Source organism: Sutcliffiella halmapala (assembly GCF_002019665.1).
Lineage (GTDB): Bacteria > Bacillota > Bacilli > Bacillales > Bacillaceae_I > Sutcliffiella_A > Sutcliffiella_A halmapala.
Map to the genome: position 1 here is coordinate 2866994 of NZ_KV917375.1, position 23873 is coordinate 2890866.

General features: G+C 37.0%; 24 protein-coding genes and 1 other annotated feature. All 24 genes read right to left on the reverse strand.

Features of this window, described 5'->3' with window-relative positions; all coding sequences use genetic code 11:
* Positions 1-29: 29 nt before the first annotated feature.
* The 24 genes from BK580_RS14140 to murD all read right to left on the reverse strand — a co-directional run bounded on the left by BK580_RS14140 (position 30) and on the right by murD (position 23872).
* A complete protein-coding gene (locus BK580_RS14140; protein ID WP_078380961.1) occupies positions 30-1349 on the reverse strand; it encodes a solute carrier family 23 protein in 1320 nt (439 codons plus the stop codon).
* A 143-nt stretch (positions 1350-1492) separates the two neighbouring features.
* Positions 1493-2035, reverse strand: coding sequence for a bifunctional pyr operon transcriptional regulator/uracil phosphoribosyltransferase PyrR (gene pyrR / locus BK580_RS14145; protein WP_078380962.1), 543 nt, complete (start codon positions 2033-2035; stop codon positions 1493-1495).
* A 204-nt stretch (positions 2036-2239) separates the two neighbouring features.
* Positions 2240-3154, reverse strand: coding sequence for an RluA family pseudouridine synthase (locus tag BK580_RS14150; protein ID WP_078380963.1), 915 nt, complete (start codon positions 3152-3154; stop codon positions 2240-2242).
* The gene (gene lspA, locus BK580_RS14155; protein ID WP_078380964.1) at positions 3154-3621 is read right to left on the reverse strand and encodes a signal peptidase II; all 468 of its coding nucleotides are present in this window, start codon (positions 3619-3621) and stop codon (positions 3154-3156) included. The genes BK580_RS14150 and lspA overlap by 1 nt, the downstream gene beginning before the upstream one ends.
* Positions 3622-3830: 209 nt before the next feature.
* The gene (gene ileS / locus BK580_RS14160) at positions 3831-6599 is read right to left on the reverse strand and encodes an isoleucine--tRNA ligase (protein WP_078380965.1); all 2769 of its coding nucleotides are present in this window, start codon (positions 6597-6599) and stop codon (positions 3831-3833) included.
* A gap of 56 nt (positions 6600-6655) precedes the next feature.
* Positions 6656-6892, reverse strand: a binding site (T-box leader).
* 92 nt (positions 6893-6984) lie between these two features.
* On the reverse strand, positions 6985-7485 hold the full coding sequence (locus BK580_RS14165; protein ID WP_078380966.1) for a DivIVA domain-containing protein: 501 nt from the start codon (positions 7483-7485) through the stop codon (positions 6985-6987).
* A gap of 79 nt (positions 7486-7564) precedes the next feature.
* A complete protein-coding gene (locus BK580_RS14170) occupies positions 7565-8338 on the reverse strand; it encodes a YlmH family RNA-binding protein (RefSeq protein ID WP_078380967.1) in 774 nt (257 codons plus the stop codon).
* 91 nt (positions 8339-8429) lie between these two features.
* Complete coding sequence (locus BK580_RS14175; protein WP_078380968.1) at positions 8430-8699, reverse strand: YggT family protein; 270 nt, start codon at positions 8697-8699, stop codon at positions 8430-8432.
* A gap of 6 nt (positions 8700-8705) precedes the next feature.
* Positions 8706-9164: a cell division protein SepF gene (locus BK580_RS14180; RefSeq protein WP_078380969.1), complete on the reverse strand. Its 459-nt coding sequence runs from the start codon at positions 9162-9164 to the stop codon at positions 8706-8708.
* 16 nt (positions 9165-9180) lie between these two features.
* Positions 9181-9870: a YggS family pyridoxal phosphate-dependent enzyme gene (locus BK580_RS14185; RefSeq protein WP_078380970.1), complete on the reverse strand. Its 690-nt coding sequence runs from the start codon at positions 9868-9870 to the stop codon at positions 9181-9183.
* A complete protein-coding gene (pgeF, locus tag BK580_RS14190; RefSeq protein WP_078380971.1) occupies positions 9863-10699 on the reverse strand; it encodes a peptidoglycan editing factor PgeF in 837 nt (278 codons plus the stop codon). Before pgeF ends, BK580_RS14185 begins: the two co-directional genes overlap by 8 nt.
* 107 nt (positions 10700-10806) lie before the next feature.
* On the reverse strand, positions 10807-11067 hold the full coding sequence (locus BK580_RS14195) for a YlmC/YmxH family sporulation protein (protein WP_078380972.1): 261 nt from the start codon (positions 11065-11067) through the stop codon (positions 10807-10809).
* Positions 11068-11332: 265 nt separating this feature from the next.
* Positions 11333-12112, reverse strand: a complete 780-nt coding sequence (gene sigG / locus BK580_RS14200; protein WP_078380973.1) for an RNA polymerase sporulation sigma factor SigG — start codon at positions 12110-12112, stop codon at positions 11333-11335.
* A 140-nt stretch (positions 12113-12252) separates the two neighbouring features.
* On the reverse strand, positions 12253-12972 hold the full coding sequence (sigE, locus tag BK580_RS14205; RefSeq protein WP_078380974.1) for an RNA polymerase sporulation sigma factor SigE: 720 nt from the start codon (positions 12970-12972) through the stop codon (positions 12253-12255).
* A 60-nt stretch (positions 12973-13032) separates the two neighbouring features.
* Positions 13033-13962 (reverse strand): sigma-E processing peptidase SpoIIGA, encoded by a 930-nt coding sequence (spoIIGA, locus tag BK580_RS14210; RefSeq protein WP_078380975.1) that lies wholly within the window; start codon positions 13960-13962, stop codon positions 13033-13035.
* A gap of 637 nt (positions 13963-14599) precedes the next feature.
* On the reverse strand, positions 14600-15751 hold the full coding sequence (gene ftsZ / locus BK580_RS14220) for a cell division protein FtsZ (protein WP_078380977.1): 1152 nt from the start codon (positions 15749-15751) through the stop codon (positions 14600-14602).
* Between the two features lie 47 nt (positions 15752-15798).
* Positions 15799-17088 carry a cell division protein FtsA gene (gene ftsA, locus BK580_RS14225; protein ID WP_078380978.1) on the reverse strand — a complete coding sequence of 430 codons (1290 nt, stop codon included), beginning with the start codon at positions 17086-17088 and terminating at the stop codon, positions 15799-15801.
* Between the two features lie 107 nt (positions 17089-17195).
* Positions 17196-17564: a small basic family protein gene (locus BK580_RS14230; RefSeq protein ID WP_078380979.1), complete on the reverse strand. Its 369-nt coding sequence runs from the start codon at positions 17562-17564 to the stop codon at positions 17196-17198.
* A 2-nt stretch (positions 17565-17566) separates the two neighbouring features.
* The gene (locus BK580_RS14235; protein WP_139364904.1) at positions 17567-18283 is read right to left on the reverse strand and encodes a DUF881 domain-containing protein; all 717 of its coding nucleotides are present in this window, start codon (positions 18281-18283) and stop codon (positions 17567-17569) included.
* A gap of 40 nt (positions 18284-18323) precedes the next feature.
* Positions 18324-19010, reverse strand: coding sequence for a DUF881 domain-containing protein (locus BK580_RS14240; protein ID WP_078380980.1), 687 nt, complete (start codon positions 19008-19010; stop codon positions 18324-18326).
* A complete protein-coding gene (locus BK580_RS14245) occupies positions 18994-19776 on the reverse strand; it encodes a cell division protein FtsQ/DivIB (protein WP_078380981.1) in 783 nt (260 codons plus the stop codon). Before BK580_RS14245 ends, BK580_RS14240 begins: the two co-directional genes overlap by 17 nt.
* Positions 19777-19883: 107 nt before the next feature.
* Positions 19884-20792, reverse strand: coding sequence for a UDP-N-acetylmuramate dehydrogenase (gene murB, locus BK580_RS14250; protein ID WP_078380982.1), 909 nt, complete (start codon positions 20790-20792; stop codon positions 19884-19886).
* A 471-nt stretch (positions 20793-21263) separates the two neighbouring features.
* Positions 21264-22364: a stage V sporulation protein E gene (spoVE, locus tag BK580_RS14255; protein WP_078380983.1), complete on the reverse strand. Its 1101-nt coding sequence runs from the start codon at positions 22362-22364 to the stop codon at positions 21264-21266.
* Positions 22365-22522: 158 nt separating this feature from the next.
* Positions 22523-23872: a UDP-N-acetylmuramoyl-L-alanine--D-glutamate ligase gene (murD, locus tag BK580_RS14260; protein ID WP_078380984.1), complete on the reverse strand. Its 1350-nt coding sequence runs from the start codon at positions 23870-23872 to the stop codon at positions 22523-22525.
* Between the last annotated feature and the right edge of the window lies 1 nt (position 23873).

Genomic DNA, 23873 nt, shown 5'->3' on the forward strand with positions numbered 1-23873 from the left:
TAGCCTCTCTGGACTTCATTTAAAAGGTTTTACGCTACAGTATCATTTTTATTTTCAAGAACATCTAATTGTCCAACTTCTTTATCTTTCCCCGGTAAGACTTGGTTCAATACAACTCCTACGATGGCCGCTAATGCCATACCTGGAATTTGAAAGTCTCCCATCTTAAGGAATGCTCCACCGATTCCAATGACAGTAATGACAGATGCTATGACTAAATTTCTTTTTTCCCCAAAATCAACTTTACTTTCAATTAACATTCTTAGTCCACTTGATGCAATGATACCGAAGAGTAGGATGGATACTCCCCCCATCACTGCACTTGGAACCGATCCGATAAGTGCAGTTATCTTACCGATAAAGCCAAAGCTGATAGCAATAACCGCTGCTCCCCCGACTACAAACACACTAAACACTCTAGTAATCGCTATGACCCCAATATTTTCTCCATATGTCGTGTTAGGTGGCCCACCGATAAATGATGCAATAATCGTTGCTACCCCATCTCCTAAAATAGATCGGTGTAAACCAGGCTTTTTCACAAAATTTCTTCCAACAATATTACTTAGCACCATTTGGTCTCCGATATGTTCTGCCAATGTTACGAGTGCGATTGGAACCATGATGACGATAATCGCCAGGCTAATACTTGGTGTATAGTTCACAAACGGAATGATAAAGTCTGGTGCTGCAATCCAAGAAGCTTCTTTTACAGCGGTGAAATTTACTAACCCAGCAAAATAAGCCGTTGTGAATCCACCTATAATCCCTATTAGAATTGGTATTATGCTAAAAATCCCTTTTAGAAAAATCGCACTTCCTATTGTTATAACTAATGTAGTTAATGCTACCATTAAATGTTTCAGACTATAAACTAATTCATCTGGATGTGCTCCAGGATTCTCGTACATCGCCATGTCTACTGCCACATTTGCCAGACCCAGTCCAATTACAATTATGACTGGTCCAACAACAATTGGTGGTAATAGGTTTAAAATCCACTTATATCCTAACTTCTTTATTAGTAATGCTACTATTCCATAAACAATACCTGTTAGAAAACTTCCTACCATTGCTCCCCCAGGACCCCCGAGGGCAATAGCTGATGTAATAGGGATAATAAAGGCAAAGGATGATCCTAGATAAGCTGGAATTTGCCCTTTCGTAATGATTAGATATGCTAAGGTTCCAAGTCCACTTGATATCAATGCAACTGCTGGACTTAATCCAACAAGCATCGGCACAAGTATCGTCGCACCAAACATTGCAAATAAATGCTGTAAACTTAATATTAGCCATTGGGGCGCTTTTGGTTTTTCGTGTACGTCTAGAATTGGTTTTGCTCTCATGTTAGTAACCTCCAGATTGTCTTTTGCATAAAAAAACCTCTTTGTGCGAACACAAAGAGGTAGAGAGGTCCCTAATATCCATCAAAGGATTAGAGCCAATTTACCCCTTTGCTAGCCTCACGGGACTGCATTTAAAAGGGTTTTTATTTTTCATGTATACTTACTTGATCGTTTTCGTCTATTTCTGTTAGTTCAACCACGATTTTCTCTGAACTTGCAGTAGGAATATTCTTCCCTACAAAATCAGCTCGTATCGGAAGCTCTCGATGTCCCCTGTCAACTAGTACAGCAAGTTGAATTTGTGAGGGTCTTCCGAAATCCATCAAAGCATCCATTCCAGCGCGAACCGTTCTTCCTGTAAAAAGAACATCATCCACTAGAATTACTTTTTTATTAGTGATGGATACTGGAATGTCAGAGCCTTTTACAAGTGGCTCATTATCTTGTGTTTTAGTAGTAAGGTCATCACGATATAAGGTAATGTCCAACTCTCCCACGGCTATTTCTTTTTCTTCAATTTCATTTATGCGAGCTGCTAAGCGTTTTGCTAAATGAATACCTCTCGTTTTAATTCCTATTAGTACGGAATCCTCCACACCTTTATTACGCTCGATAATTTCATGTGCAATGCGTGTTAAAGCTCTTCGTATTGCTTGTTCATCTAGGATTAATGCTTTTTCTGCCATACTCAGTCACCTCATCCTCACTTTTAGTTACTGTAACGATACAAAAAACCTCTCACCGTATAATGAGAGGTTTCTGCATACGAAAATAGAGGGATGTCTAGATAGACCACCATTCGCATATACCGTTACCTTCTCAGCCTCACGGGACTGTCGTTTAAAGGTCTTATTCAACTATTATGATTATCTCAAAATAATATTAGGCTGTCAACGATTTTTTAATACTTTTAGTAAATGCTCGAAATCTGCCGGAATTGGAGCTTGAAATTCAAGGTACTCACCTGTGCGAGGATGTTCGAAGCCTAAGACGCCTGCATGTAAAGCTTGCCCATCAATATCCAAAGTCTTCTTCGGTCCATACTTCGGATCACCTGCTATTGGATAGCCAATGTATTTCATGTGAACGCGGATTTGGTGTGTTCTGCCTGTTTCTAACTGACATTCTACATGAGTAAAATCTTTATAGCGCTCGAGAACGCGGAAGTGCGTTACAGCATGTCTGCTATTATCATCTGTAACAGTCATGCTTTGGCGTTCTTTTTTATCTCGACCAATTGGAGCATCTACTGTTCCAACATCATGTGAGATAACGCCATGAACAATTGCTTCATATTTTCTTGTTACTGATTTTGCAACAAGTTGATTTACTAATTTCTCATGAGCAAAATCATTTTTCGCCACCATCAATAATCCACTTGTATCTTTATCGATTCGGTGTACAATTCCTGGACGCAAGACGCCATTAATACCTGAAAGATCTTTACAATGGAACATTAGTCCATTTACAAGTGTACCTGAAGCATGTCCAACCGCCGGATGAACAACCATCCCTCTAGGTTTATTTACTACAATAACATCTGAGTCTTCAAAATAGATATCTAATTGCATATCTTCTGGTACAACATCTAAAGCTTCAGGTTCAGGGATAATAACTGTTATATTGTCCCCTAAGCTACATTTATAATTTGGTTTTGTTTTTTCACCATTCACTAATATTTGGCCGTCTTTAATCCACTGCTGAACCTGAGATCTTGACCATTCTTCATTTTTGGTGGAAATTACTTTGTCAATACGGTCGTTCTTTTGTGTTGCATCGATATGAATCATTACGGTTTCTTCCATTAGTTTGATAGCTCCTTCTCTTTCTTACCCTCAAGTAAGGTTAACACTAGAATAATACCAACACCTATTACTAATGCAGAGTCTGCTACATTAAAAATCGGAAAATCGTAGGTAAAAATCCAAGTATTGATAAAATCAATTACTTCTTGATGAAGCAGACGGTCAATAAAGTTTCCGATTGCTCCGCCAAGCATTAGACTTAAGGCAAATTTCATCCATTTTTGGTCATAAGGTAGCTTTTTTATATACACGATTAACCCAATCACTACTACCGTTGTTATTACATAAAAGAAATACATTTGACCCTGTAAAATGCCCCAAGCGGCCCCTTGATTACGATGGGAAGTTAAATATAAAAAGTTTTCTATAATTGGTATATTCTCTCCAAGCTCCATATATTGTACAACTAACCATTTTGTTACTTGATCTACAATTATGATAAAAAGTGCAATTAAATAATAAATCACTAATGGTACCCCCAACCTAATATATGTACCTTAGCATTATAGCAAATAAAGGATAGTAAATAAAGCTGAAGTAGTGAGGGGGGATGTTTTTAGCAACTCTTGGTATGCAAACTTGTTGAAATTCAGTTGCAATGTTCTCCTCACTTTATTACCAATCAAAAAAACAAACCCACATCGGACTTTTAGTCCGATGTGGGTTTGTTACAAAATTATGCAATATAATTATTTTTCACAACTGTTGCACAACGTAAGCATAAAGATGGATGATCCGCATCTTCTCCTAATTTTGGTGTTACAACCCAACAACGTTCACATGTTTCACCCTCTGCAGGTGTAACAAGGATGGCGATATTTTCAAATTGTTGTGCTTCTGCTGGCGCTTCATCTTTAGTCTCAGCAATTTCAAGACCAGAAACGATAAATAATTGTTGTGTATTTTCATCGATAGAATCAAGTAGTGCTTTTGTCTCGGCATTTGGATATAACGTAATCTTAGCTGCTAATGATTTACCAATAACTTTTTCATTACGAGCAACTTCTAGTGCTTTTAATACGTCATCACGTAATGTCATGAAGTTATTCCACTTTTCTTCTATAGCTGCTGCGTTATCCACTTGAAGTACTTCTGGCATATCCACCAACTGTACGCTTTCTTCTTTAACAAAATCAATATGCTTCCAAACTTCATCAGCAGTATGTGGAAGAATTGGTGTTACTAGCTTAGTTAGAGCAAGTAATGTTTCATAAAGAACTGTTTGAATAGAGCGACGATCATGTTGATCTTTTGCCTCAATATAAAGAATATCTTTAGCAAAATCTAAATAGAACGAACTCAATTCAATGGTACAGAAGTTATGAACAGCATGATAAATTCCTGCAAATTCATAGTCTTCATAGGATTTCTTCACTTTTGTAATTAAGTTATTTAGCTTAACCATCATATAACGATCCACTTCACGAAGATCCTTTACTTCCACTGCATTTACAGTAGGATCAAAGTCAGCTAAGTTTCCAAGTAAGAAACGGAATGTGTTACGAATTTTGCGGTATACCTCTGCTACTTGCTTTAAGATTGCATCAGATACACGTACATCTGCTTGATAGTCAACAGAAGCAACCCATAAACGAAGAATGTCTGCACCTAACTGATTCATCACTTTAGAAGGTAGGACAACATTTCCTAACGATTTACTCATTTTTCTTCCGTCTCCATCAAGGGCAAATCCGTGACTTAAAATTCCTTTATAAGGAGCTTTGCCTGTTACAGCAACACTTGTCGTTAATGAAGAGTTAAACCAACCACGATATTGGTCAGATCCTTCTAAATAAAGGTCAGCTGGTCGCTGAAGATCATCTCTTTCTTCCAAGACAGATTGATGAGAAGATCCAGAGTCAAACCAAACATCCATAATGTCCATTTCTTTTGAAAAAGTGCCATTTGGACTTCCTTCATGCGTAAAGCCTTCTGGTAACAAATCTTTAGCTTCTCTTTCAAACCAGATGTTTGACCCATGCTCTCTAAACAATGCGGAAACATGGTCAATTGTCTCATCTGTAATAATTTCTTGTCCGTTTTCAGCATAGAATACTGGAATTGGTACACCCCAAGCACGTTGACGAGAAATACACCAATCACCACGGTCACGAACCATATTATAAAGACGTGTTTCGCCCCAAGCTGGAACCCATTTTGTTTCTGCTACTGCTTGTAATAACTGATCCCTAATTTTATCAATGGAAGCAAACCATTGAGCTGTTGCACGGAAAATAGTCGGCTTTTTTGTACGCCAATCATGTGGATAGGAGTGCTTAATAAAGCTCAATTTTAACAATGCGCCGACTTCTTGAAGTTTTTCCGTAATTGGTTTATTTGCCTCATCGTAAAATAATCCCTCAAAACCAGGAGCCTCTTGTGTCATATTCCCTTTAGAATCAACAGGACATAATACGTCTAAGCCGTATTTTTGACCAATGATAAAATCATCTTCACCGTGCCCAGGAGCTGTATGAACACAACCAGTTCCAGCATCAGTTGTTACGTGATCCCCTAACATAACAAGAGATTCGCGCTCATATAATGGGTGCTTTGCTACGATATGTTCAAGTTCTTTTCCTTCTACTGTTTTCACAACAGAAGCATTTTCCCATCCTAATTCATTTGTTACTGTTTCTACTAATTCAGAAGCAATAACATATTGCTCTCCGTCAACTTCGACAACACTGTACTTTAATTCAGGGTGCACGGCGATTCCAAGATTAGCAGGAATCGTCCAAGGAGTTGTTGTCCAAATGATGAAGCGCTCTTTCCCCTCTAACACTCCTTTTCCGTCTGTAACTTGGAATGCTACATAGATGGATGGTGAACGTTTGTCTTGGTATTCGATCTCCGCTTCAGCAAGAGCAGATTCACTTGATGGGGACCAATAAACAGGTTTTAAGCCTTTGTAAATTAATCCGTTTTTCGCCATATCACCAAACACTTTAATTTGCTGTGCTTCATACTCTGGCTTTAACGTGATATATGGATTAAACCAATCTCCACGAACTCCTAGACGCATGAATTGCTCACGTTGACGGTCCACTTGATCATAAGCGTACTCTTCACAAAGCTTACGGAAGTCAGCAACAGACATTTCTTTACGTTTTACTTTTTTATTTTTCGTTAATGCTGTTTCAATCGGAAGCCCGTGTGTATCCCAGCCGGGAACATAAGGGGAGTTATAGCCGCTCATAGACTTATAACGAACGATAAAGTCCTTTAATACTTTATTCAACGCGTGCCCCATGTGGATGTCACCATTCGCGTAAGGAGGTCCGTCATGTAGTACATACATTGGACGGTCCTTTGTACGTTCCTGTACTTTTGCATAGATGTTCATTTCATCCCATTGTTGTTGAATCTGGGGTTCGCGATTTGGTAAATTCCCTCTCATCGGGAAATCAGTTTTTGGCATTAGTAATGTATCTTTATACTCCATTTGTCTTTCCTCCAACAAAAATAATTTTAAAAAAACAAAAAAGTCCTCTCATCCCAAAAAGGGACGAGAGAACTCCCGTGGTACCACCCTAAATTGACTGTGTTATCTACTAACAAGTCCGCTTTAGCATCCGTAACGTGGATAAAACGATTAAACTTACAGGCATTTATTCATGCGTTCAGTTCAATACTCCAGGGTGATCTTCATTTCTCCGCTTTTCCCGAGCTTGCACCACCCTCGAGTCGCTTGTAAAAGTGTGAAAAGAAACTACTAATCCCTATCAACGTTTTAAAAGTATCATAAGTTCATTTACTATGATTATTAGCAATAAAAAAAGATTAATTTGTTTCGTTATTATACTGAATATAGCCTAATTTAGTCAAGGTTATACTCTATTTTCTTCTAATTCTTTTTCTTTTTCTTCGTATTCCATTAGATGTTCCCAATCGTCATTGTCAATTAGCTCTAATTGTGCTTCTACAAGCATTTTGAAACGATTTCTAAATACTTTTGATTGTTTTTTCAGTTCATCAATTTCCACTTGAAGCTTTCTAGATTTTAATAAAGATTCATTAATGATACGATCTGCATTTTTTTCTGCTTCTTTAATGATTAATTTAGCTTCTTTTTGTGCATTTCGTCTCACATCTTCTGCCGTTTCTTGCGCAACAAGGATGGATTTGTTCAACGTTTCTTCAATGGTGTTAAAATGAGATAAACGACTGTTCAATTCCTTTACCTTTTCTTCGAAATCCTTCTTTTCACGAATGACTAATTCATAATCTTTTATCACCTGATCAAGAAATTCGTTTACTTCATCCTCATCATAACCTCTGAAAGATTTATTAAACTCTTTATTATGAATATCAAGCGGTGTTAAGGGCATAGATGCCACCTCCATTAAAGTCTCTACTGTTAGTAAACAATATTCGACAGTGCCAAGCAAATTCCTTCTCGCTGTCGAATTATTTTTGTTTTCCTACAATAATTCTCCATTTATCTTTTTTCGTTTTTCCATCAACCGTTATTAACTTACTTCTACCAAAGCCTCGAAGGGAAATGATATCCCCTTCTTGACATTCAAAGGAAGATTGCTCAATCAACTTCCAATTCACCTTCACTTTTTTTGCACTAAGGAGCATTTGGGCCTTTTGTCTCGATAGGTTATAAACCGAGGCAATAATAACGTCCAATCGAAGGGATGCAGCTGTAGTAGACTGCTCCTCCCAGTCGGATTCCTGACTAACAAGCTCTGTTATTGGAATACTTTTCAATGAAACTTTCACTTTTCCGACTTCTTGAAGTTGTAATTCGATGTACGAACTTACTTCTTCCCCTACAACAAGCTGAACATGCTTATCATGAAAATAGATATCGCCAAACTTACTGCGCTTTAAACCAATACCCATTAACGACCCCAGTACTTGACGGTGCTCAATTTGTACAAATTTGTCTGGGTAGGATAAGTCATAAGCTTTCACTTGATAATCTTCCATAGCAGGCAAATAATAAGCAGGGTAAAGAAAGGCTCTTTTTCTTTCAGCTCCACTAGCTCCGCCAAAAAAATCGAGCTTCACTTCTTCATTGCTTCCGATAACACTTTTAACCATCTCCTGCTCCCGGGGATCTAAAAAATCAGTAAGCTTGGGAGCATATTGCTCTAAAACCGTTTCCTTCCATTCCAGAACTTGATCAATAAAGTCATGTTCTTCTGGGCGGAAATGTTGATAAATACTCATTCTTATCACCATCACATCAACAACTTCAACAATTAGCAAAAAATTAAGTAGGGAACCTTTACTGATTCCCTACTTTTAGTTTTCAACACATTTACACTAATCCTAACATTATGAATAGTTGACCAAGCCCTTGCATCGCAAAACGCAATACTAAAATTGCTACGATAGGGGAAATATCAATCATACCTAATGGCGGAATAATTCGACGGAACATTTCTAAATAAGGTTCGCAAATTCTACCTAACACCCTACCAATCGAGGACTCTCTTGCACCTGGAAACCAGGACATAAATATATAAATAATTAATGCAATCATATAAAAACCGACAAGCTGTTCTATTAAATTAAAAACTAACCCCATAAGTCTCTACCACCTCTTATCACTATAGTCTTCCTGCTCTTGTTGCATAATTTCAGAAATAGATCCTGAGACATCTACGTTATCTGGTGTACATAAGAAAATATTTTGGCCAACACGTTGAATGTCTCCTCCAATAGCATAAACAGTTCCACTTAGGAAATCGACAATTCGTTTCGCTTGGTCATGATCTATTCTTTGTAGATTCACAATGATTGCTCTGCGACTTTTTAAGTGATCAGCAATATCTTGCGCTTCTGAATAAGATCTTGGTTCAAAAAGCACCACTTTTGAGGAGGATGATTTTTGAACGCTTTGTAAACTAACTACATTTTGTTTAGATGAAGAAGCAGATCTAGTCCTTCTTGGTTCCTCAATTGTCTCTTCTTCTTCATATTCTTCTTGTTCTTTATACTCATATTCATCTTCTAAGGCAAAAAAACTTTTGAATTTTGATTTAATTGTCATTCCTTACACCTCCAAATTAATGTTCGTTCCCAACAAGCGCACTACCAATTCGAATAAAGGTTGCTCCTTCTTCGATTGCTATCATATAGTCGTTTGACATTCCCATGGATAATTCTGTACATGGTGCAAATGGTAATTGCATGGTTTGAATGCATTCTTGTAAGTTCTTAAGTTCACGAAAGCATTTTCGTAAGGTATCTTCATCCTCGGTGTAAGGAGCCATCGTCATTAAACCTACTATTTCAATATTAGTAAACGGAGCTAATTCTTTCACAAAGTCAGCTACGTCATGAGGAGCTATTCCATGCTTCGATTCTTCTCCAGAAACATTTAATTGAATAAAACATTTTACCTTTTTAGTTGCACGCTTATGTATTTCTTCCGCTAAGGAGACTCTATCTAAAGAGTGGATATAATCGACCTTATCAATTATTTTCTTTACTTTTCTTGTTTGCAATGAACCAATAAAATGCCAGGAAGCGTTTTTCGAAAGTATCTCGAATTTCTCAAGTAAACCCTCGTCTCGGTTTTCACCAAAATCTGTGATTCCACTTGCAAATGCCTCTTCCGTTCTTTCCACAGACACATACTTCGTCACCGCAACTATTTTGACATTCTCAGGATTACGGTTTTTATGTAGACAAGCAATGCGAATGTTTTCTTTGATTTCTTCGAGATTCGCTTTAACAGAAAAAGCATTACTCATTTCTCTGTACCCCTTTCATTCCAATAAAACTCATCATTCTACCCGTTTTTCCTTTATCTCTACGATGAGAGAAAAACAGTGTATCGTGAGTGCTTGTACAAAAAGAGCTACAACTAATATTCTCTTCCTTTACACCTGCTTTTAAGAGCAATTCTTTGTTTACTCTTTTTAGGTCCAATTCATACTGCCCGCAAGATACCTCATTATAGACAACATGATGGATGGAAGGTGGTAAAACCGACTTAACCTGATTAAGTACGTAATCATCTACTACATAGGCAGAAGCGGAAATGGAGGGCCCGATGACAGCCTTTACTTCATTGGGAGCAACCCCCTCCTCCTTCCATAACTCTACCATTTTTGCTCCAATGTTTTTCACGGTACCTTTCCAACCAGCATGTGCCAATCCAATAAGAGATTTTTCTGGTGCAAAAAAATACAATGGAACACAATCCGCAAAACATAAGGTTAGTAGTATGTCATTCTTATCTGTATAAATTCCATCTGTTTTAGGTATCGCATTATCATATGAGAGGACACCTTTACCAATAGAAGTGTGATTTACTTTTTCGATTTTCGCTTCATGCACTTGGTCACAGCCGACCCAACTCGATGTCGGGAAATTTAAGGAATCAGCAAGAATAAGCTTGTTTTGTCGCACTGAATCCACATGATCTGCTACATGTAATCCCATGTTTAAGGAAGTGAAAGGACCTTCACTAACTCCCCCATTTTTCGTTGAAAATCCAACTACCAATTTACTTTCGAGAGTTTTCCAACTTGGGATGGATAAAATTTGTTCTGTTTCTTGAACAAAAGGCTCTAACATAGTTGACACCTTCTTTTTATGTTTCACACATATTCCTACACATTGTACCACATTTTTCATCTAAATTAGAATGGTTAAGTAAGATTCGACACGAATTTTCGCACTTCTTACTCCTCGTAGGCTGTTTCTACTGTCGTTTGATAACGCACTAAGATTACATCTGCACCAATTTTAACTATATTTCGCCATGGAATCACAACTTCTTCATCTTTCCCAAAAAAGCCCAACATCTTACCTCCGCCTGTAATAATAATAGCTTCAATTTTTCCATTCGTTAAATTTATATCGATGTCCCCAATATTTCCAAGCTTTTTCCCATCGGATACACTTACTACATCTTTCATTTGGAAATCTGATATTTTGACCATATCCATTCCTCCAATAAAAAGCATCTTAATCTACTATATGATACTTGTATCAGAGTTCATGAAAGGTATTTTCGGATATCGATGAATTTTCGAGAACAAAGGCAATGGAGCTGGACGTCACCTCCCTTGCTTAAACGCCTTCCCCTTAAGCGTGTTTTTTGCTTTCTTACACTGTAAAATAGAGAAGGCACCAGATAATTCCTAATGTTATTAGGAATTATTTGGTGCCTTATTTATACATTTTCATTTTTATCATGACAATCAATTAACTTTGAATATTTTTATTCATTTGCTTTATCGCGGCTTTTTCAAGTCGAGAAACTTGTGCTTGCGATATTCCAATTTCATCAGCAACTTCCATCTGTGTTTTTCCTTGAAAAAATCGTTTTCTTAAAATGAGCTTTTCCCTGTCATTGAGACGTCTCATTCCTTCTTTAAGAGCAATTTCTTCAATCCACTGTATGTCCTTATTTTTTTCATCACTAATTTGATCTAACACATAAATTGGGTCTCCTCCATCATTATATATTGGTTCAAATAATGAAACTGGATCTTGAATTGCATCTAAAGCGAAAACAATCTCTTCATGAGGCACTTCAAGTACTTTCGATATTTCTTCTGCGGTAGGTTCTCTTGATGTTTCACTCATTAATCGTTCTCTCACTTGAAGTGCTTTGTAAGCAATATCGCGCAAGGAACGAGAAACTCTAATCGGATTATTATCTCTTAAGTAGCGTCTAATTTCCCCGATTATCATGGGTACTGCATATGTAGAGAACTTTACATTTTGACCTAAATCAAAATTATCAATGGATTTCATTAACCCAATGCATCCAACTTGAAATAAGTCATCTACAAATTCACCACGGTTGTTAAACCGCTGAATAACACTGAGAACAAGCCTTAGATTTCCATTAACAAGCTTCTCTCTTGCAGATAGTTCACCACTTTGCATTGCTCGAAATAATTTCCGCATTTCTTCATTTTTTAAGACAGGAAGCTTAGAGGTGTCTACTCCGCAGATTTCTACTTTATTACGTGTCATTCTTTCCCCTCCTAACAGGAGTTGCTGTTCAGAGTTAAGTATCTCCTCTGGAGGGAAAAATATGCACAAGCGAAAATTTATCAATTCTGACAAATAAGTTGAAGCCTTATAAATACTGGAAAATTTTATAAAAAAATATTTTACACCATTTTATTAAACTCTTTACGTAACCTTTTTATGATTCTCTTTTCTAAACGAGAAATATATGATTGAGAAATCCCCAGCATATCTGCAACATCTTTTTGGGTCTTTTCCTCTCCACCAATTAGGCCAAATCGAAGCTCCATTATTTGCTTTTCACGATCATTTAACTGCTCTAATGCCTTCAGAAGTAACTTCCGATCAACATTCGCTTCTAAATCCTTCGTTATGATGTCTTCATCCGTACCTAAAACATCGGATAAAAGTAATTCATTTCCATCCCAGTCAATATTCAAAGGTTCATCGAAGGATACTTCCGAACGAACCTTATTGTTTCTTCTTAGATACATAAGAATCTCGTTCTCAATACAGCGGGAAGCATAGGTTGCAAGCTTAATTTTTTTCTCGGGATTAAACGTATTTACTGCCTTTATAAGTCCGATAGTACCAATACTAATTAAATCCTCAATATTAATACCGGTATTCTCAAATTTTCTGGCGATATAAACAACAAGTCTTAAATTTCTTTCAATAAGTATAGAACGTGCTGCCTGGTCTCCTTTTGGAAGCTTTACTAATAGATGTGCTTCCTCTTCTTTGGATAAGGGAGGTGGAAGTGCTTCGCTTCCACCTATATAGTAAATTTCGTCTGTTTTCAGACCCAATTTTATTAGAAGCTTATACCATAAATAGGTGAATTTTATTTTCAGCTTTCCCAACTCAATTCCTCCTTCTAATAATACACTCATGAGCATTTATATAGTAAGAACGGCTCCTTATTATGAAACGTGTTCGACTACTTCTCCCTGGAGCATTTTAGGATGCAAGATACATTTATAATCTCCTTCAGAAGATAATTGCGTCTGTGTAAGGCCTATTAAGAATTTATTTGTTTCGTACTGCTTGTTGTCATGTAAAATAATTGCCTTATCCGGTTTAATTGCTAACATCAATGTCGTTTCTTTCCCTACTGCACGATAAGGAATAATTCGAATTCGATCCACCCACTTTGTTTCATCAGAAAATGTTGGCCAACCTTGTGTTTGTTCAATTGATCGCATAGCATGTACAATTTCTTCTGGGATCACTTCTACAAGGCTCGTTACTTCTACAATCATAACGGGAGTTTTGGTTATGGGATCTTGAAGCTGATTTCCACTATCAACTAAGCCAGTTAAAGTAATCACTTCCTTTTCAAGGCTAATCGTAATAGTAGCCAGTTGATCGTAGCGAAATTTCCTTGTTTCAACTGTGCTAAATTGCTTCTGAGAGAGATACAAAAGGAGAGGAAACCCAACTATTACAAATAACCAGGAAACTGGATCACCAAGACCAGTTGTTAATGTCATGATGGTTTCATTTGCAAATTGATGATCTACTCTTAAAAAGTAATGAAATGCAAACATTCCGCCGCCAACTGCAAACGTTGTGACGTAGAATACAGTGAGATTTTCTATGAAGTAACGAAGGCGATGGAATCCAAAGGTAACGAAAATCATACATAATGAAAACAGTAACTTCACGAAAACATTTGTTACAATCATCTGGAGAGGAGTAAACATAAGAACAACAATTAATGAACCAATCAATGCCCCTAATACCAATCTCCATGTAGCAATATGACGTTTTAAAATTAACCCAGTAATTTTTAAAAGTAGAAAATCAAAACCAAAGTTTAAAAGCCAAATGGCATCTAAATAAACGGTCAAGTTATTCCCTCATTTATACCTTTTTGTATTTGAAACTAGTATATATTACTACCTCTTAGAAAGTCTGTCAGTTTGTGCCGATAGTAGAATATATTTTTTGAGGGATTTCTAGCTATTTTGTCGGAGTATGCTAGGTAATTGTGAAGCGCTTGGAGTAAAGTACGTTTACGAGGCTCTAATGACTCTTTTGTTAACATTATTGGGAATGTAGGAACACTACTGGATTGCTAGTTTAAAATGATTTATGTAGTAGGAGGAGGGTTTCAGGGCAAGTTTATATGGTTTCTAAGTGGGGCTTGGGGTTTGTGGGTCAGTTCTCTTGATTTCTGAGCCGGTTGGGGCTGTTTGTGAGCTAGTCTCCTCGTTTTCTGAGCCGATTGGAGCTTTGTGAGTCGGTTTCCCCAATTTGTGAGCCGATTTGGGCTGTTTGTGAGCCAGTCTCCTCGTTTTCTGAGCCGGTTGGCACTGTTTGTGAGCGTGTCCCATCATTTTCTGAGCCCATTAACATCTATTCTAATCCAAGCTAGTTGAAAGTCCCTCTCTATTAATACAAGAAAAAAAGAGTGCGAATCCGTTTAATTGGATTTCACACTCTTTTCGGAGCCGATCTATATGAGCCTCGCCTATACTTTTTTAATTAACGACGACGATTTCTATTTCGTAGGAACGTCGGGATGTCTAATGTTTCCTCAACTTGTGGTTGAGGTTGTGATTGTTGCTGTTGACGTGTAGTTTCCTGTTGAACAGGCTCTTCACGTTTCACTTCGCGTTTTTGGACTGGTGATTTTTGTGCACCGAATACTGGACGAGCACCTTGTTTAGTGTGATTTATTTCAGCCTCACTAAACCCAGTTGCGATAACAGTAACGACAATCTCATCCTTCAAGTTTTCATTAATAACAGATCCAAAGATCATGTTTACTTCTTGATCAGAAGCACTTGCTACAATATCAGCTGCTTCTTGTACTTCATAAAGACTTAAATTTGTTCCACCTGTAATGTTCATTAGAACACCTTGAGCTCCATCGATAGAAGTTTCTAAAAGTGGGGAAGAAACAGCTTTTTTTGCTGCTTCTGCTGCACGATTTTCACCAGTTGCAACACCGATACCCATTAAAGCAGAACCTTTATTAGACATAATTGTTTTTACATCAGCAAAATCAAGGTTAATTAATCCAGGAGTTGCGATTAAATCAGAGATACCTTGTACACCTTGACGTAAAACATTATCCGCCTCACGGAATGCTTCAAGCATTGGCGTGTTTTTATCTACAATTTCTAATAGACGATCATTAGGAATAACGATTAGTGTGTCTACTGCTTCTTTCATTGATGCGATACCGCCAGCAGCTTGGGTCGCACGTTTGCGGCCTTCAAAAGTAAATGGTCTTGTTACAACCCCAACTGTTAAAGCACCCAGATCTCTAGCGATTTGAGCGATAACAGGAGCTGCTCCAGTACCTGTACCTCCACCCATTCCTGCGGTTACGAATACCATATCCGATCCCTTTAGCACTTCTTCTAGTTGTTCTTTACTTTCTTCAGCAGCTTTTTTCCCGACTTCTGGATTGGCACCCGCACCAAGTCCACGAGTCAGCTTGCCTCCGATTTGCATTTTCACTTCTGCTTTGGACAAGTTTAGTGCTTGAGCATCTGTATTGACAGCGATAAATTCTACGCCCTGAACACCATGCTCTATCATACGGTTAACAGCGTTATTTCCACCGCCACCTACTCCGATTACTTTAATGGTAGCTAATTGATCGATATTAGTATCAAAATCTAACATGACTGTTCCTCCTATTTCTAAGAAAGTACTAACAAATTAACAAACTATTAATCAAAGAAAAGACCAAAAAATTTCTTTACTTTTGTTCCTACCTTTTCTTCTTCATTCACCTGTTTGGTTTGCTTTCCTTTTTGTTGTGTTGGTTTTGCACTGCGCTTTTCTACATTTTCTTCAGAGGCAGAAGTAGACTCGATTTTTCTTCCTTGAAGCTTTGCATTTTTATATGCAAATTGGATAAGTCCTACACCTGTTGTATATTGGGGCTCTCTCACACCAATATAATCTGGAACAGCTTTTCGTACATTGTTATTTAGGATTAATTGTGCTAGTTCTAATACTCCAGGCATCGTTGCAACACCGCCTGTTAGAACAAATCCACCTGGAATCTCTCTAACACCCATTCTCTTAATCTCATGTTGTACAAGATCAAAGATTTCTTCCATTCTAGCTTCAATGATATCAGAAATTTCTAACTGACTAAATTGTTGATGTTGATCGCTTCCTATAATAGGAACACTAAAAACCTCTTCATCAGAGGCATGGTCATAAAATGCATGTCCATGCTTTATTTTGATTTTTTCAGCATCTTCCGTTGAAGTACGCAGTCCAATCGATATATCTTTTGTGATATATTCTCCGCCTACAGGTATTACACTAGTGCCTTTTAAAAATCCATCTTGATAAACAGCGACAGTAGTTGAACCACCACCTATGTCGACTAATGCTACACCAAGACTTCGCTCGTCCTTTGACAAAGCAATGGATCCTGAGGCGAGTGGCTGTAAGCAAATATCTGTAATTTCCAGACCTGCTTTTTCCACACAGCGTAATAAATTATGTAAAACCGTTTTGGAGCCCGTAATGATTGTGCCTTCCATTTCAAGGCGGACACCTAACATTCCACGCGGATCAGTAATCTCATCTAATCCGTCCACAATAAATTGTTTCGGAATACAGTCAATTATCTCTCTCTCAGGAGGAATGGAAAAGACTTGTGCTGCATCAATAACTCTTGCAATATCTTCATCTGCAATTTCTCGATTATCACTAGAGACTGCTACCACTCCATGGCAATCCTGCAGTTGTACATGGTTTCCTGTGACCCCTACCACCACTCGGTTAATAGGTAGGCCAACCATTCTTTCTGCTTGCTCAATTGCCTTTTTAATGGAATGAACTGTCTCATCTATGTCTACTATTGATCCTTTGCGTAAACCAGTTGATTTAACATTACCGACTCCAATTATATTTAAAGTATCATTGACCATTTCTCCAATGATTACTTTAACACTGGATGTACCGATGTCTAAACTTACGTAAATTTCATTGCTGTTCATTCTATGGCACCTCCTTCTACAACTAAAAACACCCAATTTATATAGAACAACAAGAGGAAAAACATATTATACTAAAAGTATTCCACACACATGATGTTTTCCCTTTATTAAAATTGTTTTTTTTCATTTTTTTCTTTGGAAAGTGACCATTTGGATAATAAAATCCTTCTAATCACTGCAATATTTTGGAATAGCCTTACTCCAAAGGCGAAAACTGCCGCTAAATACAAGTCTACACCAAGATGGACACCTAGAAAAGCTAAACTTGCTGCCAATAGGATATTAAAGAAAAAACCAGAAACAAATACTTTATCATCATAATTATTTTGAAGATGAGCCCGTATTCCTCCAAATAAAGTATCAAGTGCAGCAAGTACTGCAATAGACAAATAGTTTGAATATTCATCCGGCACTCGGATTTCAGAATATAAACCTAAAACTATTCCTACCAACAGCCCAAGGAGTGGAAGCCACATAATTAATTCCCCTCCTTTTCAGCCTTTACCGGCTCCATAAATTTCACTCTTATTGACTCTTCGTATGCCGGAATAGTTACATGATTAATGGGCGTTGATACTTCAAGTAGTAAGTTTTCAATCGCGAATTCATCCATTGCTCGTGATACTTGCAAACGATTGTATAGCTTAGTTGGATCCTTTGTAATGACAATTATTTCGAAATTAGCATTTGGAATCCAAGCATTATTAACTTTAGTTCTTCCATTAATTTCACGAATCACTGTGTTACTAACAATACGTTGACCAGCAATAGAGATATGTTCACTATTATACGAATTTAATTCATTCACAAATCGACGTAACAACTCAGCTGAAATATTTTCCTGCACTTCTCCAAGAATATCTTCTCCAAAAAGTGGTCTTACGGTCAACTTTATGCCTGGTCCACTTACTTCTGTTAACCCTGCTTCTTTTTTTAATTTATCAAGTGTATCTCGGACAACCACTTCTTTTGATTCATTACGTTCCCTTGTATAGTCTTGTAAGGTTTGCTCATATTTTCTAATTTCCTGGATAATTTGTGATTGTAGTTCTTGCTCTCTCTTTAAATCACTTCTAAGTTCCCATGTATCACGAGTATCACGGATGATAGGCTGTTTAACTGTTTGAAACTGAATGGCAACCATTAAACCTATGATTACGGTAATAATGGTAAAACTTAATTTACGATTGACCACCTAGAACACCTAACCTTATCAAGCATGAAGCCCAATTAATCTATTGAATGACTGGATCTAAAACGATCGTACTTTTTTCCATCATTTTAATTGTTATATTATCTGCAACTAATTGATCTTTTACGCCACCAAGGATATTAAGTGCCGGAATAAGTACTTCTGGGTCTCCTATGGCGCTTATGACAAAGGGAGCTGGAAATTGATTACCATCAATTGTGATAACAGGACCATTACAAATGATATAAGAGTTTTTCGTAATTCGTTGACCATTAATGGCGACCGCAGATGCGCCTGAAATAAATAATTCGTTCATTACTTTGAATACATGACTTTCATGAACAATATAGTTATTTACATTCTCTTCGGATGGCACATATGAGGCATCCGCAAGGGTTATTTCTACACCTTGTCCTTGCACCTTTACGTTTCCGTTGTACATCCGAAGATTTTCTACATCTTCTACAAGGTTAAACAATAATTGTTCCCCTGTTGCGAGCTCTTCTTCTATTTTCCTTACCTCTTCTTGGATATCCAAGAGCTCTTGTTGTAATTCTAAATTGCGTTCTTCCGTTTTAATTAGCGTTTCACGAATCGCAAAATCACGTTGCCATTGTCTGTCTGTTCCTTTATTATCTTCCTCTTGAGTTAATTGGTACGAATAGGAAATGATGAATCCAAGTACTAAACATACAAAGGATAAGACGACATGTTTACCGTTCACCTTCATCTTGTTCTTCATCTCCAACTGTTTCATAAGGTTTAAAATATGTTCCAACCTCAATGTTAATAACACCTTTTTGGTTAGGATCTAGTTGAGCAATAATGGATGGATAAGCTGCCATTTTAGTAGAAAAATCCCTGACTGTAGCACTTACTTCAAACCCATCATTCATAAACAGGGTGATATGATATGGTTCTATTTCTGTTGGTGTATGATGGATTTCAGAAATTGCGTAAATGATTGATTCAGGAAGCTTCATTAATTCTCCAATAAATTCTTCTACTTTGTCTCCTTGGTTCCAATTCATCATTAAAGGTGCATCATCAGGTAATGTCTCTAATTCCATTGAGGCTAGTATTTTTCCATTTTCAATAACAGGATAATAATCTCCATCTTCATATATATAAGCAATCCGATTATATTCAGTAATGATAATTTCCACTTTATTAGGGAATTTCCTCTTTACTTCTGCACCCTTAATTTCTTGATGTTGAAGAATGCTTGTAGATGCTTTTTCTTCATTCACTCGCCAGATGCTTGTCTCATTTGAGATCTCAGTTAAATTAATAATCTCTTGTTTCGTCACATGTCGATTTTCACTTACACTTATAGCGGAAACCTTACTTAAGGAAGATTGTGAGTAAATAATAAGAGATAACAAGATGAAAAATAAGGATAAGTATAGGATTAACCTTCTGTTAGCCTTTTGTTTTCTTTGCTCTTTTAATTTAGGTACACGATCTTCTAATGTAACTACTTTCCCTTTTTCCATGTAGTACGTATTCACCCCACCGCATGGTATTTCCCATGCTGTTATTATACATTAATTTTCTAGCATAATTATACCACATGTGAGGTGAAAAATAAGGATAAAAAATACTATTTTCTTCCTATTATTTCAACTTCTGTTTCTAGTTGAACATTATATAATTCTAAAACGGTTTTCTTGATGTGGGAAATTAAATCCAATACATCTTGTGCTTTTGCTCCATTATCATTCACAATAAAGTTTGCGTGCATTTCGGAAACCTTTGCACCACCAATGGAGAACCCTTTTAAACCCGCTTTCTCAATTAATTGTCCAGCGTAATTTGGTAATGGGTTTCTAAAAACGCTCCCAACACTTGGATAATTAAACGGCTGGGTATCCCTTCTATAATCTTTATTTTTTTGGAGCTGCGCTACTACCTTTTCTCGCTCTCCTTGTACTACGTTTATTATTGCTTCTAAACAGATTCCAGGGCGTTCTTTTTGTAAAAGTGATGTACGATAAGAGAAATTCAATTCTTCTGGTGTTAACCATTCCATCTTCCCATCTTCAAATAATACATGGGCTCTTTTTAACACCTTGGACATATCAGATCCGTGTGCTCCAGCATTCATGTAAACTGCTCCACCCACTGACCCTGGAATACCACCAGCAAACTCTAAGCCTGATAGTCCTTTTTTACTAATAATTGTTACTAGTTTGATTAATGAATAGCCAGCACCAACAATTATTTCATTCCCTTGAATTTCTAAGTCGTCCATTCCTTTTCCAAGTTTAATGACGACTCCTTCAATACCTAAGTCAGATACTAATAGATTAGATCCACGACCAATGGCAGTCCATTTCGCATTATGTTTCTGGATAATTTTCATTGTTACTTGCAACATTTCTAAACTACTAGGCTCCACCAACACATCTGCTGGTCCACCAATTTTCATAGTTGTATGGTTGGCTAATGGCTCATCTTGAAGTACCTTCCCTACCACTGCTTCTTGTAATTCCTTCACTAACTGTTCCATAAATTCCTCCTGTATACACGTTCAGTCAATCATTTCATTTAATTTTCAATGATAAGTAATTAAAACGTTTTAGTTGCCGTGTACTTTATCTATATTTCCTATTATATGCACGAGAAAATAGAACGGTACATCAGCCTAATTCATGTCTTGAATCATAAACAGACGGGACTAATTGCGTATGTATATAAAAAACAACTATATTCCTATACCCATCGTACTATTTTCATAAACCTTTTATTATCATCCTAGCATATTTTATAAAAGTCTAAACCTCTGATAATAAAAAAGACTTAATTATTCAAGAACGCATAATATCTATATACTATATCCCTTGTTAAAGATGTGCAATGATATTTAGGTTTTGTAATGAAATTTTTATTATTTGTCATAAAATGTTGGTTGTATGTAATAATTACTAGTCTAAAATAATAAATAGCCGCTTCCCACTGTTTAAAGGAGAAGCGACTTCTTTTAATATTTTGCATATCGACTTACATTAAGTAATACCCCTACTGCTAAGAGCATTAACGTTAATGATGAACCACCATAACTTAGAAAAGGTAGTGTAATACCTGTTACTGGCATTAACCCTGTAACCACCCCGACATTTATGATTACTTGAATCGCGATCATCGCAATAATTCCCACTGCTAGAAAGCTACCGAATAAATCAGGTGCACCAAGAGCGATTCGAATTCCCCGCCATAGTAACAAAGCAAACAATAAGACGACTAATGAACCACCGATAAACCCAAGTTCTTCTGCCAGAATAGCAAAGATAAAATCTGTTTGAGGCTCTGGTAGATAGAAAAACTTCTGTCTACTTTGCCCTAATCCAAGCCCTAGTAATCCTCCTGGACCGATTGCATACAGCGACTGAATAATTTGAAAGCCGCTACCTAAAGGGTCTTCCCAGGGATTTAAGAAGGAGGTAATCCTTTTTATTCGGTAAGGAGCTGACAAGACTAAAGCAACAAAACCGACGACCCCTACTAAGCCTAAACCGACAAAGTGGCTAATTCTTGCTCCAGCTACGTATATCATTACAATACACGTTCCAACCATTACAGTACCAGTTCCTAGATCAGGTTGTAACATAATCATTCCAAAAGCTAAGAAAACTAAACCGAGGCTTGGTACTAATCCTTTTTTAAAGGAAGTAATTTTCTTTTGATTTTCACTTAAATATTTTGCGAGAAACGCGATCATCGCTAATTTCATGAATTCAGAAGGCTGAACAGAAAATGCACCAACGCCAATCCAACTTCGAGAACCATTTCGCTCCATTCCAATTCCAGGTATTAACACAACTATTAATAGAAAAAAACATACAATTATGAGCAGCTTTGCCCAAGTTCTCCAAGTCCAATAATCAATATTCATAATAAAGAACATCGCGATAACACCAAGTACTGCGAATAGTAATTGCCTTTTTGCAAAGAAAAAGGTGTCTTGGAATTTATAGTCGGCCCAAACAGCACTTGCACTGTAAACCATAATGAGACCAATAGTTAATAGTGTTAAGGTTGTTAATATTAGGATTAAATCCGGAGTAGATCGCTTTTTCGACAACGTGAAACACCTCTTGGACCTATATTAGGGCAAATAGAACAAGGATATTACCATTCTACTTTTTAGCCAAAAAAGGCTTTGTCCGTTTGTTAGCTGCTAACTATAAATGAGTTAGCAGTCAACTATCAGAACAAAGCCTTTTATCTGTGGCCAAGCCCTTACTTAAGCTTATGCACGGCGTTTATAAAAATGTCTCCTCGTTGTTCAAATGTTTTATATTGATCCCAGCTAGCGCACGCGGGAGATAATAAGATAACATCGCCTTCACTTGACATTTCATATGCGACCGGAACGGCTTTTTCCACATTATCGACATGTTTTATCTCTTTTATTCCAGCTTCTGTTGCTGTTTTTTCAAGCTTTCCAGCAGTTTCGCCAAATGTAATTAGTGCTTTAACATTTTTAAGGTACGGGAGAAGATCATCAAAGTCATTTCCGCGATCTAATCCACCAGCAAGTAGTATAATATCTTCTTCAAAAGCAGCTATAGCTTTTTGAGTAGCTAAGATATTGGTAGCTTTCGAATCATTGTAAAACCTTCTCTTTTGTATCATGTCTACATACTGCAAACGGTGTCTAACCCCTGTAAACGTGGTTAAAACGTTATAAATAGATTCATTTGATGCTCCAACAAGTTTTACCGCTGCAACAGCTGCTAAAATATTCTCTAAGCTATGTTTTCCAGGAAGCACTATGTCTTTTGTATCGATAACTTTTTCACCTTTAAAGTAAATCGTATTATCATCAATAAAGGCACCATCCACTTTTTTCGAAACAGAAAACGGAATAATGGTAGCACTAGTTGATTGAATTAATTTCATAATAACTGGATCATCTGCATTTACTACTGCGTAATCCTCTGCTGTTTGGTTCTTCATGATTGCAGCTTTAGCTTCTGCATAATTATCAACCGTACCATGGTAATCTAAATGAGCCTCAAATATATTAAGGAACACGGAAATTTTCGGACGAAATGTTTGAATGCCCATTAATTGAAACGATGAAAGTTCTGTCACCATAATATTATCACTTGTCGCTTGTTGCGCTACTTCTACTGCAACCTTCCCGATATTACCAGCTATCAAAGGTAATTTGGAATCTTGTGTAAGAATTTCGTCTATAAGAGTTGTTGTTGTCGTTTTTCCATTTGAACCCGTAATTGCAATAAAATTCGCTTCGCTTATTTGATAAGCAAGTTCTACCTCTGTTAGTACAGGAATGTCTTTTTCAAGTGCAGCTTCCACCAGAGGATTCGTATATGGAATTCCAGGGTTTTTAAAAACAACATCTATATTACGATCAAAAATACTTAAGGGATGCCCACCACAAATAACTTCCATTCCTTTTGACAATAGCAATTGTGCTGATTCATTATTTTCCATTGGGTTTCGGTCATTAACAATAACATTTGCTCCAAGGCTATGTAATAGAATTGCTGTTGCTGTTCCACTTTTTGCAAGTCCTAGAACGAGTATGTTTTTTCCGTTGTATAGGTCAATCTGTTTCATA

Bases quoted from the DNA above. Each gene is read 5' to 3' on its own strand.
- pgeF (WP_078380971.1), bottom strand. From the start codon at position 10,699: ATGTTAGAGCCTTTTGTTCAAGAAACAGAACAAATTTTATCCATCCCA.
- BK580_RS14185 (WP_078380970.1), bottom strand. From the start codon at position 9,870: ATGAGTAATGCTTTTTCTGTTAAAGCGAATCTCGAAGAAATCAAAGAA.
- BK580_RS14195 (WP_078380972.1), bottom strand. From the start codon at position 11,067: ATGGTCAAAATATCAGATTTCCAAATGAAAGATGTAGTAAGTGTATCC.
- sigG (WP_078380973.1), bottom strand. From the start codon at position 12,112: ATGACACGTAATAAAGTAGAAATCTGCGGAGTAGACACCTCTAAGCTT.
- BK580_RS14240 (WP_078380980.1), bottom strand. From the start codon at position 19,010: ATGAAGGTGAACGGTAAACATGTCGTCTTATCCTTTGTATGTTTAGTA.
- BK580_RS14245 (WP_078380981.1), bottom strand. From the start codon at position 19,776: ATGGAAAAAGGGAAAGTAGTTACATTAGAAGATCGTGTACCTAAATTA.
- BK580_RS14140 (WP_078380961.1), bottom strand. From the start codon at position 1,349: ATGAGAGCAAAACCAATTCTAGACGTACACGAAAAACCAAAAGCGCCC.
- BK580_RS14165 (WP_078380966.1), bottom strand. From the start codon at position 7,485: ATGCCCTTAACACCGCTTGATATTCATAATAAAGAGTTTAATAAATCT.
- murB (WP_078380982.1), bottom strand. From the start codon at position 20,792: ATGGAACAGTTAGTGAAGGAATTACAAGAAGCAGTGGTAGGGAAGGTA.
- ftsZ (WP_078380977.1), bottom strand. From the start codon at position 15,751: ATGTTAGATTTTGATACTAATATCGATCAATTAGCTACCATTAAAGTA.
- ftsA (WP_078380978.1), bottom strand. From the start codon at position 17,088: ATGAACAGCAATGAAATTTACGTAAGTTTAGACATCGGTACATCCAGT.
- BK580_RS14175 (WP_078380968.1), bottom strand. From the start codon at position 8,699: ATGGGGTTAGTTTTTAATTTAATAGAACAGCTTGTCGGTTTTTATATG.
- BK580_RS14150 (WP_078380963.1), bottom strand. From the start codon at position 3,154: ATGGAAGAAACCGTAATGATTCATATCGATGCAACACAAAAGAACGAC.
- ileS (WP_078380965.1), bottom strand. From the start codon at position 6,599: ATGGAGTATAAAGATACATTACTAATGCCAAAAACTGATTTCCCGATG.
- BK580_RS14230 (WP_078380979.1), bottom strand. From the start codon at position 17,564: ATGTGGCTTCCACTCCTTGGGCTGTTGGTAGGAATAGTTTTAGGTTTA.
- BK580_RS14180 (WP_078380969.1), bottom strand. From the start codon at position 9,164: ATGACAATTAAATCAAAATTCAAAAGTTTTTTTGCCTTAGAAGATGAA.
- pyrR (WP_078380962.1), bottom strand. From the start codon at position 2,035: ATGGCAGAAAAAGCATTAATCCTAGATGAACAAGCAATACGAAGAGCT.
- murD (WP_078380984.1), bottom strand. From the start codon at position 23,872: ATGAAACAGATTGACCTATACAACGGAAAAAACATACTCGTTCTAGGA.
- BK580_RS14170 (WP_078380967.1), bottom strand. From the start codon at position 8,338: ATGAGTATTTATCAACATTTCCGCCCAGAAGAACATGACTTTATTGAT.